At 59.8% G+C, this 14249-nt stretch carries 10 protein-coding genes and 1 other RNA gene; 8 read left to right on the top strand and 3 right to left on the bottom strand.

Translation table 11 applies throughout. The features are described 5' to 3' along the window. Positions 1–48 precede the first annotated feature (48 nt). Positions 49–2430 (top strand): phosphoenolpyruvate synthase, encoded by a 2382-nt coding sequence (gene ppsA / locus CYR32_RS01985; protein ID WP_101822000.1) that lies wholly within the window; start codon positions 49–51, stop codon positions 2428–2430. Positions 2431–2719: 289 nt separating this feature from the next. Here ppsA and rprA read toward each other — a convergent pair. Then, an RNA gene (rprA, locus tag CYR32_RS01990) (antisense sRNA RprA) lies at positions 2720–2834 on the bottom strand. A 253-nt stretch (positions 2835–3087) separates the two neighbouring features. Further along, positions 3088–4191 carry an AI-2E family transporter YdiK gene (gene ydiK / locus CYR32_RS01995; protein WP_101822002.1) on the bottom strand — a complete coding sequence of 368 codons (1104 nt, stop codon included), beginning with the start codon at positions 4189–4191 and terminating at the stop codon, positions 3088–3090. A 306-nt stretch (positions 4192–4497) separates the two neighbouring features. Here ydiK and ydiJ point away from each other — a divergent pair, with 306 nt between their 5' ends. Together ydiJ and CYR32_RS02005 are read left to right on the top strand one after the other, a co-directional pair. Further along, on the top strand, positions 4498–7551 hold the full coding sequence (ydiJ, locus tag CYR32_RS02000) for a D-2-hydroxyglutarate dehydrogenase YdiJ (RefSeq protein ID WP_101822004.1): 3054 nt from the start codon (positions 4498–4500) through the stop codon (positions 7549–7551). After that, positions 7548–7967 carry a hotdog fold thioesterase gene (locus CYR32_RS02005; protein ID WP_101822006.1) on the top strand — a complete coding sequence of 140 codons (420 nt, stop codon included), beginning with the start codon at positions 7548–7550 and terminating at the stop codon, positions 7965–7967. Before ydiJ ends, CYR32_RS02005 begins: the two co-directional genes overlap by 4 nt. A gap of 15 nt (positions 7968–7982) precedes the next feature. On the opposite strand, the gene CYR32_RS02010 is transcribed toward CYR32_RS02005, so the two are convergent. Further along, the gene (locus CYR32_RS02010; protein WP_101822008.1) at positions 7983–8387 is read right to left on the bottom strand and encodes a hypothetical protein; all 405 of its coding nucleotides are present in this window, start codon (positions 8385–8387) and stop codon (positions 7983–7985) included. Between the two features lie 550 nt (positions 8388–8937). On the opposite strand from CYR32_RS02010, the gene sufA reads away from it, so the two are divergent. From sufA to sufS, 5 genes are all read left to right on the top strand, one after another. Next, positions 8938–9327 carry a Fe-S cluster assembly scaffold SufA gene (gene sufA / locus CYR32_RS02015; RefSeq protein ID WP_420912814.1) on the top strand — a complete coding sequence of 130 codons (390 nt, stop codon included), beginning with the start codon at positions 8938–8940 and terminating at the stop codon, positions 9325–9327. Positions 9328–9338: 11 nt separating this feature from the next. Beyond that, positions 9339–10868, top strand: coding sequence for a Fe-S cluster assembly protein SufB (gene sufB, locus CYR32_RS02020; RefSeq protein WP_101822010.1), 1530 nt, complete (start codon positions 9339–9341; stop codon positions 10866–10868). A 122-nt stretch (positions 10869–10990) separates the two neighbouring features. Continuing rightward, positions 10991–11737 carry a Fe-S cluster assembly ATPase SufC gene (gene sufC, locus CYR32_RS02025; RefSeq protein ID WP_101822012.1) on the top strand — a complete coding sequence of 249 codons (747 nt, stop codon included), beginning with the start codon at positions 10991–10993 and terminating at the stop codon, positions 11735–11737. Next, positions 11712–13016 carry a Fe-S cluster assembly protein SufD gene (sufD, locus tag CYR32_RS02030; RefSeq protein WP_101822014.1) on the top strand — a complete coding sequence of 435 codons (1305 nt, stop codon included), beginning with the start codon at positions 11712–11714 and terminating at the stop codon, positions 13014–13016. The genes sufC and sufD overlap by 26 nt, the downstream gene beginning before the upstream one ends. After that, complete coding sequence (sufS, locus tag CYR32_RS02035) at positions 13013–14233, top strand: cysteine desulfurase SufS (RefSeq protein ID WP_101822016.1); 1221 nt, start codon at positions 13013–13015, stop codon at positions 14231–14233. Before sufD ends, sufS begins: the two co-directional genes overlap by 4 nt. Positions 14234–14249 lie beyond the last annotated feature (16 nt).

Consider the following 14249-nt stretch of genomic DNA (forward strand, 5'->3'; position numbering starts at 1 on the left):
AGAAATGCTTCCGTTTGTATCTTACTGAATGTCAAAAGGATTGCTTCGATGTCCAATGAAAAGTCTGACGTGTGTAATATCCTCTGGTACAACCAGCTCGGTATGCATGACGTTGATAAAGTGGGCGGCAAGAACGCCTCCCTGGGTGAAATGATCACAAACCTTTCTGAACTGGGCGTCTCTGTGCCCAATGGCTTTGCCACCACGGCCCAGGCGTTTAATGAATTCCTGGACCAGAGCGGCGTCAACCAGCGTATCTATGAACTGCTGGACCAGACCGATATTGATGATGTCACCCAACTGGCGCAAGCGGGTAACCAGATCCGCCAGTGGATTATCGAAACACCTTTCCAGCCCTCCCTTGAGCAGGCGATCCGCGAAGCCTATGAGACGCTCTCCGCCGATGATGCCGAGGCATCGTTTGCCGTGCGCTCCTCGGCCACCGCCGAAGATATGCCGGACGCCTCCTTCGCCGGGCAGCAGGAGACATTCCTCAACGTACAGGGGTTTGATGCGGTGCTGGTGGCGGTGAAGCATGTGTTTGCCTCACTGTTCAATGACCGCGCCATCTCCTACCGGGTGCACCAGGGTTACGACCACCGCGGCGTGGCGCTCTCCGCCGGCGTGCAGCGGATGGTGCGCTCCGATCTGGCGGCCTCCGGCGTGATGTTCACCATTGATACCGAATCCGGCTTTGACCAGGTGGTATTCATCACCGCCGCGTATGGCCTGGGGGAGATGGTGGTGCAGGGCGCGGTCAACCCGGATGAGTTTTACGTGCATAAACCGACGCTGGCCAACGGCCGCCCGGCGATTGTGCGCCGCACGCTCGGCTCGAAAAAAATCCGCATGGTCTACGCCGACAGCCAGGAGCACGGCAAACAGGTGCAGATTGAGGATGTGCCGGAGGCGCAGCGCGGGCGTTTCTGCCTGAGCAATGAGGAAGTGCAGGCGCTGGCGCAGCAGGCGGTGCTGATCGAGCAGCACTACAAACGGCCGATGGACATTGAGTGGGCGAAAGACGGCCACACCGGCAAGCTGTTCATCGTGCAGGCGCGCCCGGAAACCGTGCGCTCCAACGGCCAGGTAATGGAGCGCTACCAGCTCAACGCCAGCGGCAAGGTGCTGGTGGAGGGGCGCGCCATCGGCCACCGCATCGGGGCCGGCCCGGTGAAAGTGATCCATGACATCAGTGAGATGAACCGCATCCAGCCCGGTGATGTGCTGGTCACCGACATGACCGACCCGGACTGGGAACCGATCATGAAAAAAGCCTCGGCGATCGTCACCAACCGCGGCGGCCGTACCTGCCATGCGGCGATCATCGCCCGTGAGCTGGGCATCCCGGCCGTGGTCGGCTGTGGCGATGCCACCGAGCGTTTGCAGGAAAACCAGCAGGTCACCGTCTCCTGTTCGGAAGGGGATACCGGCTACGTCTATGGCGAAGTGCTGGATTTCAGCGTCCACAGTTCAGAGGTGGATGAGCTGCCGTCGCTGCCGCTGAAAATCATGATGAATGTCGGTAACCCGGACCGCGCTTTCGATTTCGCCTGCCTGCCGAATGAGGGGGTCGGGCTGGCGCGGCTGGAGTTCATCATCAACCGCATGATCGGCGTCCACCCGCGCGCCCTGCTGGAGTTCGACCAGCAGGAGCCGGCGCTGCAGGCGGAGATCAACACGCTGATGCAGGGCTATGATGACCCGGTTGAGTTCTACGTGGCGCGGCTGACCGAAGGGATCGCGACCCTGGGCGCGGCTTTCTGGCCGAAACGCGTGATTGTGCGCCTCTCTGACTTTAAGTCCAACGAGTACGCCAACCTGGTCGGCGGCGAGAAGTATGAGCCGCACGAGGAGAACCCGATGCTGGGCTTCCGCGGTGCCGGGCGCTATGTCTCCGACAGCTTCAAAGCCTGTTTTGCGCTGGAGTGTGAGGCGATGAAGCGGGTACGCAACGACATGGGGCTGACTAACGTCGAGGTCATGGTGCCGTTCGTGCGTACCGTGGCGCAGGCAGAGGCGGTGGTGGCGGAGCTGGCGGCGCAAGGGCTGAAACGCGGCGAAAACGGCCTTAAGGTGATCATGATGTGTGAGATCCCCTCCAATGCGCTGCTGGCCGATCAGTTCCTTGAGTACTTTGACGGCTTCTCCATCGGCTCCAATGACATGACACAGCTGACGCTGGGGCTGGACCGCGACTCCGGGGTGGTCTCCGAGCTGTTTGATGAGCGTAACGAGGCGGTGAAAGCGCTGCTGGCGATGGCGATTCAGGCGGCCAAGCGTCAGGGCAAATATGTGGGCATCTGCGGCCAGGGGCCGTCTGACCATGAGGATTTCGCCGCCTGGCTGATGGAGCAGGGGATCGACAGCCTCTCCCTTAACCCGGATACGGTGGTACAGACCTGGCTGGCGCTGGCTGAACAACCGGCATAACCCCTGACCCGGTGGCATCACAGAAATAAAGGTGATGCCACCGTCACGTTATTATCAATCCCGTTATTATTCCGCTTTTTTTACCTGCTCTGGTGTAAACCGCTTTACCTTACCGGCTTTTTTTTCTGTTGCGGCCGCGTTTATAAATCCGCCCTTAAAAAACGCTAACATCCGCCTCAGTGAGAAAATAAGAGGGCAGTTTTTCACGTTGCCGGGAATTAGCCCCGTGGGATTTTTGGCGTGGGTTAATTAAAAGGCTGAGTAATTATCCGGTTACGGCAGGTACCGGCAAAAAAAAAGCCCATCATAGGATGACGGGCAAAGACTACACACAGCAATTCGATGATTAGCTATACTCACTCAGGGGAAAGGTTGTATATAAATCAGTGGGTTGAAATCCGAATTACCAACAATACTAGAGAGATGGGCGTAAGGAGTCTTTAAGAATCATCCTAATCATTATGGCATTGTGACATAAATGATTACGGTGACTTAAGCATTTCAAGAGAACATGATTATTTATAATGATAAATAAACCGGTTTTCTGACAAGCGTCTTACGCTTTTATCAACGGGGGGATGGGCTTAGCGACGGGAAAATAACCGGGAAACGGCCGGGGCGGATTCAGTAACCCTACTGAATCCGCCTTAACTATTTTTATTTTAATTCATCCAGACCGTGCGCTGCGTCACGCATATCTTTTTCCGGTTCCGGGGCCTCACTGACCCAGACCGAGATCAGACGGTAAGAGACCGCCAGCACCACCGGCCCGATAAACAGCCCGATCATCCCGAAGGCGAGCAAGCCGCCGATCACGCCGGACAGGATCAGGATCATCGGCAAATCCGCCCCCATCCGGATCAGGACCGGGCGCAGCACGTTATCCAGCGTGCCCACCACGCAACTCCAGACCAGCAGCACCGTGCCCCAGGTGGTGTCGCCTGACCAGTAGAGCCAGATAATGGCCGGGATCAGCACCAGCAACGGCCCCAGCTGCGCCACGCACAGGGTAAACATCACCACCGTCAGCAGCGTGGCATAAGGGATGCCGGCAATCGCCAGCCCGACGCCGCCCAGTACCGCCTGCACAATGGCGGTCACCACCACGCCGAGCGCCACGGCGCGGATCGCCTGGCCGGCGAGCAGCACGGCGGCATCACCACGTTCCGCTGCCAGACGGAAAGCGAAGTGGCGGATGCCCATGCCGACCTGCTCACCGCGGCTGTAGAGCAGGGCGCTGAACAGCACCATCAGCGCACAGTGCATAATAAAGCGGCCGAGGTGCGCTGCCTGAATGCCGACCCAGCTGGCCGTGCGGCCGATGTAGGGCTGCATTTTCGCCATCAGGGCGCTGCCGCCGCCATCCAGCAGGCTGTGCCAGCCGTTGTAGAACTTGTCCCCGACCATCGGGATGTCATGCAGCCACTCCAGCGCCGGCAGTTGCAGCTTCGACGGGTCACTGGCGAGATCCACCAGCGGCGCGCCGTTCTCAATCGCGCTGTTGACCAGCAGGGCGATCGGCAGCACAAACAGCAGGATTAGCAGCAGCGTCATCACCACCACCGCCAGCGAGCGCCGGCCCCACAGCAGCGCCTGCACTTTAATCAGCAGCGGCCAGGTGGCGATGACCACCATGCTGGCCCAGGCAAAGCCCAGGATAAAAGGCTGTACCACCCAGATACTGGCGATGGTCATCAGCGAGATGAACAGCACGCCAAACATGATCTGGGGCAGATCATAATTCTTATTCGAATACATCATGGAAGGATCTCATCTCAAGAAAAGGCAACAATGCCAACGTCTAACCGCTAAATCATGGCGCATTATAGGCATTTTTTCCCGCGGCAACGGGGATTAGTTGCAATCGCCTGCCTCAGAAAAGTTTATGGTAAGGTGACGGCGCGCAGAAAAAAGAAGTGTGGTAATTTTCTGTAGCGCTGCATGTGCCGCACGCCGCGACTCCTCAAACAACAACACGACAAGGCACGGCAGACGGGAAGGGCCTGTGCATCCGGTTTTCCGGGGATCAGGCGTGAACACACTCTTATATGGACAGGGTCAATCGTCATGATCCCACAGATTTCTCAGGCACCGGGGCTGATTCAGCGGGTGCTCGATTTTTTGGAAGCATTAGAGAAAAACGGCTTTAACGGTGACACCGCCACCAGTTATGCCGACCGCCTGACCATGGCCACCGATAACAGCGTCTACCAGCTGATGCCGGATGCGGTGGTGTTTCCCCGCTCCACGGCGGACGTGGCCCTGCTGGCGCGGCTGGCGGCGGAAGAGCGTTTCCGCAGCCTGGTCTTCACCCCGCGCGGCGGCGGCACCGGCACCAACGGCCAGGCGCTGAACAGCGGGATTGTGGTGGACATGTCGCGCTACATGAACCGCATCCTCGACATCAACACCGAGCAGGGCTGGGTCAAGGTCGAGGCGGGGGTGATCAAGGATCAGCTCAACGCCTACCTGAAGCCGTTCGGCTACTTCTTCTCGCCGGAGCTTTCCACCAGCAACCGCGCCACCCTGGGCGGCATGATCAACACCGACGCCTCCGGGCAGGGCTCGCTGGTGTACGGCAAAACCTCTGACCATGTGCTGGGGCTGCGCGCCGTGCTGCTGGGCGGGGAGATCCTCGACACCCGCGCCATGCCCACCGCGCTGGCGGAGCATCTGGCGAAAGAGGATTCGCCGATCGGCACCATCTACCGCACCGTGCTGACCCGCTGCCGCGAACAGCGCAGCCTGATCCTGGAGAAATTCCCGAAGCTGAACCGTTTCCTCACCGGTTACGACCTGCGCCATGTGCTGAGTGACGATCTCCAGACCTTTGACCTGACGCGCATCCTCACCGGTGCCGAGGGCACGCTGGCCTTTATTACCGAGGCGCGCCTCGACATCACGCCGATCCCGAAAGTGCGGCGGCTGGTGAACATCAAGTATGACTCCTTCGACTCCGCGCTGCGCAACGCGCCCTTTATGGTGCGCGCCAACGCCCTCTCCGTGGAGACGGTGGATTCCAAAGTATTGAACCTGGCCCGCGAGGACATCGTCTGGCATTCGGTGAAAGATCTGATCAAAGACGTGCCGGACAAAGAGATGCTCGGGCTGAACATCGTGGAGTTCGCCGGTGACGACCATGACCTGATCGAAAACCAGGTCACGGATCTCTGCTCCCGGCTCGACGGCCTGATGTCCGACGGCAAGGACGGGGTGATCGGCTACCAGGTGTGCGGCGAGCTGGCGGAGATTGAGCGCATCTATGCGATGCGCAAAAAGGCGGTGGGGCTGCTCGGCAACGCCAAAGGGCAGGCCAAGCCGCTGCCGTTTGCCGAAGATACCTGCGTGCCGCCCCAGCACCTGGCTGACTATATTGTGGAGTTCCGCGCGCTGCTCGACAGCTACGACCTCAGCTACGGCATGTTCGGCCACGTCGATGCCGGGGTGCTGCACGTGCGCCCGGCGCTGGACATGTGCGACCCGCGCCAGGAGGTGCTGCTGAAGCAGATTTCCGATCAGGTGGTGGCGCTCACCGCCAAATATGGCGGCCTGCTGTGGGGCGAGCACGGCAAAGGCTTCCGGGCCGAATACAGCCCGGCCTTTTTTGGCGAAGCGTTGTTTACCGAGCTGCGCCGCATCAAGGCCGCCTTTGACCCCGGCAACCGCCTCAACCCCGGCAAGATCTGCGCTCCGCTGAACAGTGACGCGCCGATGATGAAAGTGGACGCGGTGAAACGCGGCACCTTTGACCGGCGCATCCCGCTGGCGGTGCGGACGTCATTCCGCGGCGCGATGGAGTGCAACGGCAACGGCCTCTGCTTCAACTTCGATGTGAAAAGCCCGATGTGCCCGTCGATGAAGATCACCGGCAACCGCATCCACTCGCCGAAAGGGCGGGCGGGGCTGGTGCGGGAGTGGCTGCGGCTGCTGGCAGAGCAGGGCGTCGACCCGCTGGAGCTGGAAAAACGGCTGGCGGAAAACCGCATCAGCCTGCGCGGCATGATCGAGAAGATGCGCAACAGCTGGCACGCCAACAAAGGCGAGTATGACTTCTCCCATGAGGTGAAAGAGGCGATGTCCGGCTGCCTCGCCTGCAAAGCCTGCTCGACCCAGTGCCCGATCAAGATTGACGTGCCCGGCTTCCGCGCGCGCTTCCTCCAGCTCTACCACACCCGCTACCTGCGCCCGGCCCGGGATCACCTGGTGGCCGGGGTGGAGAGCTACACCCCGCTGATGGCGAAAGCGCCGCGGGTGTTTAACTTCTTCTTCAAACAGCCCTGGGTGCGCGAGATGAGCCGCAACGCCCTCGGCATGGTAGACCTGCCGCTGCTCTCCAGCCCGACGCTGAAGCAGCAGCTGATCGGCCACCGCGCCGTGACCATGACGCTGGAACAGCTCGAAAGCGTGCCGAAGAGCCAGCGCCATGAGTATGTGCTGATTGTGCAGGACCCGTTCACCAGCTTCTACGATGCGGAAGTGGTCAGCGATCTGGTCTATCTGGTGGATAAGCTGGGGCTGAAACCGGTGCTGCTGCCGTTTGCGCCGAACGGCAAAGCGCAGCACATCAAAGGGTTCCTGGTGCGCTTTGCCAAAACCGCCGCTAAAACCGCCGACTTCCTCAACCGCATCGCCCAGCTGGGGATGCCGATGGTGGGGGTGGACCCGGCGCTGGTGCTCTGTTACCGCGAAGAGTACCGCGAAATTCTCGGCAGCCGCCGCGGCAGTTTCCAGGTGCAGCTGGTGCATGAGTGGCTGCAACAGGCGCTGGCCGCGCGGCCGGTACAGCAGATCAGCGGGGAGTCGTGGTATTTGTTCGGCCACTGTACCGAAACCACCTCGTTGCCCTCCAGCAGCCAGCAGTGGGCGGACATTTTCGCCCGCTTCGGCGCGAAGCTGGAAAACATCAGCGTGGGCTGCTGCGGCATGGCCGGCACCTATGGGCACGAGGCGAAAAACATCGCCAACTCGCTGGGGATCTATGAGCTCTCCTGGCACCAGTCCCTGCAACGGCTGCCGCGCCAGCGCTGCCTGGCGACCGGCTACTCCTGCCGCAGCCAGGTGAAACGCATCGAAGGCAACGGGCTGCGCCATCCGCTTCAGGCGCTGCTGGAGCTGGTATGAGCCTGTGGAAACGCACTACCACACTGGCGGCGCTCAACCAGATGAGCGCCGGCTGCCTGGTCGGGCAGTTGGGCATTCTTTTTACCCGGCTGGAGGCGGATCATCTGGAGGCCACCATGCCGGTGGACAGCCGCACCACCCAGCCGTTCGGGCTGCTGCATGGCGGTGCCTCGGTGGCGCTGGCGGAGACGCTGGGGTCGGTGGCCGGTTACCTCTGCACGGAAGGGCAGCAGCAGGTGGTGGGGCTGGAGGTCAACGCCAACCACCTGCGGGCGGTGCGCCACGGCAGCGTGCGCGGCGTCTGCCGGGCGCTGCACAGCGGGCGCAGCCATCAGGTGTGGCAGATCGACATCTATGATGAGGCGGGGCAGCACTGCTGTGCGGCGCGGCTGACCACCGCCATCCGCAACGGCTAAACGGGGCGTAAGTGCTTACAGCGGGTTCGGCACGCGTTTGACAAAATCGTCCTGGAAAGCGGTGGCTTTCTCCCAGATACCCAGCCGGGCGTAGTGCTGGCAGATAAGTTTCAGCGTATGGCGCGCAAAGTGGTAACACTGCACCCGGAACAGGTAAGCCCGTTCCGGGTTGTTGATCTCCATGATCAGCCGGTTATGGAGCTTGCACAGCGCATGGAGGTAACTCTCTTCGTCGCCGTTCATGGCGCAGAGGTTGGCCAGCTCCAGGCACTGGCGGTTAAAGCGGGTAAGCTGTTCAATTGTCGCCTGCGGGCGTTTCAGGGCGGCGTCGGCCATATAAAAGTCGACAGTGGCGTCGCGCACCTGAAATTTATACTCATCGATTTTGCCCTGTAGCCAGGCATTAAATGACGCCGTCATAGCGGCTCCGTAAATCATGAATGATAATTATTATCATATGAATAAACGAGGCGGCGATCAATGGCTGTTTGCGTACTTTTTCATCTCTCGTTAACCGGAACATCACATCCTTTTTTAAACCGGTTTCGCTTCATAGTCAGGAGCTGTAAGATAAATAGGTATTGCCGATGAATGTTTAATGACCAATGGCTGTCTAAGATGTTACATGAGATATACCGTTAAGCATTAATCTGTTAACATTAAATTCACAACGATTTCAACGCGTTCGGCCCGGCCGGCAGCGGGCATGAACCACAGCATGACCAGACCTGCCTGCCCGGCGCCCCGTCAGGAAAGCCCTCATCGGGATACCCTCTCAAAACAAGAGGTTGAAGTGATTAATCTTATCACTAAGATAGTCGCCATGAGACAGCGTTTCCTGACCGGCAGCGCCATTCAGGGCCAGCGCCGATACACTATAATTTTGGTAAGATCAGATTGGGTGACGCCGCTTTTTCGTTAACAGTGACGCGCGGCGCGCACAATTTTTGCTCATCACGAGGTGGTTACGATGCAGACAGACAACACGTTGCCAAAGGAAAATGTCGGGACGTTCTCGCTGGAAGAGAATATCTGGCAGGGGCTTTCATTAACCGATGCCGCGGCCCGGCAGGTCAAAAAGCTGGTGGAGCAGGACCCGGAGGTCAAGGGGCTGCAACTGGCGGTGAAGCAATCCGGCTGTGCCGGCTTCGCCTACGTGCTGGATCTGACCAAAAATCCGGCCGCAGACGATCTGGTCTATGAGCGCGACGGTGCCCGGCTGTATGTCCCGCTGAAAGCGATGCCGTTTATCGACGGCACTGAGGTCGATTTCGTCCGTGAAGGGCTGAATCAGATTTTTAAATTCAACAATCCTAGAGCTCAGCACGCCTGCGGGTGTGGCGAGAGCTTTGGCGTTTAAGTGACTCCAACATGACACGAAGCAATGTAGAAATTCCTGAGAACGTACAGGCTTGGGTCGGTGAGGGCAGCAAATACAAGGAAGGTTTCTTTACCCAATTGGTGACCGACGAGCTGGCCTCCGGCATCAATGAGGATGTGGTCCGTGCCATCTCCGCCAAGCGTAATGAACCTGAATGGATGCTCGACTTCCGGCTGAAGGCGTACCACGCCTGGACCAAGATGGAAGAGCCGCACTGGCTGAAAGCCTATTACAAGCCGCTCGACTATCAGGACTACAGCTACTACTCCGCGCCCTCCTGCGGCAGCTGTGATGACGTCTGCGGCTCGCAGCCCGGCGCCACGCAACAGCCCTCCGCGGCGGATGCGCTGGGCGTGCCGGCGCTGGAGACCCACAAAAACTACCTGACCAGCGAAGTGGAAGCGGCGTTCAACCAGTTGGGCGTACCGGTACGTGAAGGGGCGGAAGTGGCCGTTGACGCCATTTTTGACTCGGTCTCCGTGGCCACCACTTACCGTGACAAGCTCTCTGAGCATGGCGTGATTTTCTGCTCCTTCGGTGAGGCGATCCAGGAGTACCCGGATCTGGTGCGCAAATACCTCGGCACCGTAGTACCGGCGCAGGACAACTTCTTTGCTGCGCTCAACGCCGCCGTCGCCTCTGACGGCACCTTCGTCTACGTGCCGAAGGGCGTGCGCTGCCCGATGGAGCTGTCGACCTATTTCCGCATCAACGCGGCCAAAACCGGCCAGTTCGAGCGTACCATCCTGATTGCGGATGAAGGCAGCTACGTCAGCTACATCGAAGGCTGCTCCGCACCGGTGCGTGACACCTATCAGCTGCACGCGGCGGTGGTGGAAGTGATCCTGCACAAAGACGCGGAAGTGAAATACTCCACGGTGCAGAACTGGTTCTCCGGCAGCAAAGAGAGCAGCGGCGGGATCCTGAACTTCGTGACCAAACGTGCACTGTGCGAAGGCAACGGCTCGAAGATGTCCTGGACCCAGTCTGAGACCGGCTCGGCGATCACCTGGAAATACCCGAGTGTGATCCTGAAAGGGGACAACTCGATCGGTGAGTTCTTCTCTGTGGCGCTGACCAGCGGCAAACAGCAGGCGGACACCGGCACCAAGATGATCCACATCGGCAAAAATACCAAATCGACCATCATCTCGAAGGGTATCTCTGCCGGGCAGAGCCAGAACAGCTACCGCGGCCTGGTGAAAGTGCTGCCGGGTGCCGAGAACGCGCGTAACTTTACGCAGTGTGACTCGATGCTGATCGGGCCGGACAGTGCGGCGCACACTTTCCCTTACGTGGAAGTGCGCAACAACAGCGCCCAGCTCGAACACGAGGCCACCACCTCGAAAATTGGTGACGACCAGCTCTTCTACTGCCTGCAGCGCGGCATCAGTGAAGACGACGCGATCTCCATGATCGTAAACGGCTTCTGTAAAGACGTGTTCTCCGAGCTGCCGCTGGAGTTTGCCGTAGAAGCACAGAAACTGCTGGCGATAAGCCTCGAACACAGCGTCGGGTAACCGGCGCGGGAGCGGAATCGGCTCCCGTTCAGAACGTTATCAATGTTGAACAACACCGGATTTTGCGGTCAAGAGCGTGCAGGTCCACGCTGAACAGGGCGCAGGCGCGCTAAAGGACAGACATGTTAAGCATTAAAGATTTAAAAGTGAGCATCGAAGACAAGGAGATCCTCAAAGGCATCGATCTGGAGATCAAGCCGGGCGAGGTTCACGCCATCATGGGGCCGAACGGCTCCGGGAAAAGCACCTTGTCAGCCACGCTGGCGGGCCGTGAAGAGTATGAGGTCACTGACGGTGATGTCCTCTTCAACGGAAAAGACCTGCTGGAACTCGACCCGGAAGACCGGGCGGGGGAAGGGGTGTTCATGGCCTTCCAGTATCCGGTGGAAATCCCGGGCGTCAGCAACAACTTCTTCCTGCAGACCGCCGTGAACGCCGTGCGTAAATACCGCGGCCAGGAAGCGATGGATCGTTTTGATTTCGCTGATTTCATCGAAGAGAAGATTGAACTGCTCAAGATGCCGTCTGACCTGCTGACCCGCTCCGTCAACGTCGGCTTCTCCGGCGGTGAGAAAAAGCGTAACGACATCCTGCAGATGGCTGCCCTGGAGCCGTCACTCTGCATTCTGGATGAAACCGATTCCGGCCTGGACATCGACGCGCTGAAAATCGTCTCCAACGGCGTTAACGCGCTGCGTGACGGCAAGCGTTCGTTCATCATCGTGACCCACTACCAGCGCATCCTGGACTACATCAAGCCCGATTTCGTGCATGTGCTGTATCAGGGTCGTATCGTGAAGTCCGGTGACTTTACCTTGGTCAAACAGTTAGAGGAGCAGGGTTATGGCTGGCTTACCGAGCAAGAGTGATGCACCCCAGGCCGGCAGCCCGCACGCGATGCAACAGCTTTACCGGTTATTTGAGAGCCGCGGCGGGGAGCACTCCGCCCACGCCCATAACCACTGGCAACAGGTAATGCGCCTAGGCTTCCCGCACGCGAAAATGGAGAACTGGAAATATACGCCGGTCTCCCCGCTGCTGGGCAAACAGTTCTTCGCCCCACAAGCGCAGCCGCTGAGCCGCAGTGAGTGCGATGAGCGCGCCCTGCCGGTAGAGGCTTACCGCCTGGTGTTTGTGGACGGTGTGTTCAATGCGGAACTGAGCGACAGCGCTACCGGCGAATTTATCGTCGAAACGCTGACGCCGTCGCTGCATAATGCGCTGCCGGAGCCGGTTCAGTCCGAGGTGTTCCTGCACCTGACGGAGAGCCTGGCGCACCAGCCGCAGCTGATCCGCCTGCCGGCCGGCAAACAGGCCGGCAAGCCGCTCTACCTGCTGCATATCTCCAGCGGCCGGGCAGAGGCGGCTGAGATCAATACCGTGCATCACCGTTACCATCTGGAGATCGGCCGCGGTGCCCAGGCCCAGGTGATTGAGCACTACCTCAGCCTGAGCGAGAACGGCCACTTCACCGGCGCGCGCCTCACGGCGGAAATCGGTGACAACGCGGTACTGAGCCACATCAAGCTGGCGTTTGAGAGCCAGGCGAGCTACCACTTCGCCCATAACGATCTGGTGGTGGGTCGTGATGCCCAGGTGACCAGCCACAGCTTCCTGCTGGGCGCGGGCCTCTCCCGCCACAACACCAGCGCACAGCTGAACGGTGAGAACACCACGCTGAACATCAACAGCCTGGTACTGCCGGTGGATGATGAGATCAGCGACACGCGCACCTACCTCGAGCACAATCAGGGGTACTGCCAGAGCCGCCAGATGCATAAAGTGATCGTGCATGACCGCGCCAAAGCGGTGTTCAACGGCATGATCAAAGTGGCTAAACATGCGCTGAAAACCGACGGCCAGATGACCAACAACAACCTGTTGCTGAGCAAGCAGGCTGAAGTGGACACCAAGCCGCAGCTGGAAATTTACGCCGATGACGTAAAATGCAGCCACGGTGCCACCGTCGGGCGCATTGATGATGAGCAGCTGTTCTACCTGCGTTCACGCGGCATTGCCGGTGATGCGGCGCAGGAGATGATTATCTTCGCCTTTGCCGCCGAACTCACCGAGGCGCTGGAGGACGACGCCCTGCGCGAAACGGTATTGCACCGTATCGCCGGGCGCTTACGTGGAGGCCAGCAATGAGTTACCCGATTGAACGGATACGGCAGGACTTTCCGCTGCTGGCGCGTGAAGTAAATGGCCAGCCGCTGGCCTATCTTGACAGCGCAGCCAGCGCGCAGAAGCCGGAGCAGGTGATCGCCCGTGAGGCGGCGTTTTACCGCCACGGTTATGCCGCCGTTCATCGCGGCATTCATACCCTCAGCGCGGAAGCCACCGAGCAGATGGAAGGCGTCCGCGCGCAGGTGGCCCGGTTTATCAATGCCGCCTCGCCGGAGGAGATCATCTTCGTCAAAGGCTCGACGGAAGGGATCAACCTGGTCGCCAACAGTTTCGGCAACACCTTCCTGCAACCCGGCGATCGCATCCTGATCACCGAGATGGAGCACCACGCCAACATCGTGCCGTGGCAGATGCTGGCGAAGGCGCGCTCGCTGCACATCGACGTCTGGCCGCTGACGCCAGAGGGCGAGCTGCAACCGGGGATGCTGGAGCAGCTGATTACCCCGCGCACCAAACTGCTGGCGCTGACGCAGGTCTCTAACGTGCTCGGCACCATTAACCCGCTGGAACAGATTATCCCGCAGGCGAAAGCTGCCGGGCTGAAAGTGCTGGTGGACGGGGCGCAGGCGGTGATGCACCAGAAAGTGGATGTGCAGGCGCTGGATTGCGATTTCTACGTCTTCTCGGCCCACAAACTGTATGGGCCGTCCGGTATTGGCATTCTCTACGGCAAAGCGGAGCTGCTGGAGCAGATGCCGCCGTGGGAAGGGGGCGGGTCGATGATCCGCGAAGTCAGCCTGACCGGTGAGACCACCTTCGTGGCCGCGCCGTGGCGCTTTGAGGCGGGTTCCCCCAATACCGCCGGTATGATGGGGCTGGGCGCGGCGATCGACTATGTCGAATCGGTGGGCCTGGACGCCATCCATGACTACGAAACCTCGCTGATGCGTTACGCGCTGGAAGCGATGGCGCAGGTGCCGGATATTACGCTGTATGGCCCGGCCGACCGCGCCGGGGTGATCCCGTTTAATCTGGGCAAACACCACGCTTATGACGTCGGCAGTTTCCTCGACCAGTACGGCATTGCCATCCGCACCGGGCACCACTGTGCGATGCCGCTGATGGCGTTTTATCAGGTTCCGGCCATGTGCCGCGCCTCTCTGGCCATGTACAACACCCGTGAAGAAGTGGACCGTCTGGTGGCCGGCTTGCTGCGGATCCACCGGCTGTTGGGCTGAAGCCCGGCCGCTTTTT

It is taken from the genome of Chimaeribacter coloradensis, assembly GCF_002858715.1.
In the GTDB taxonomy this organism is placed as follows: domain Bacteria; phylum Pseudomonadota; class Gammaproteobacteria; order Enterobacterales; family Enterobacteriaceae; genus Chimaeribacter; species Chimaeribacter coloradensis.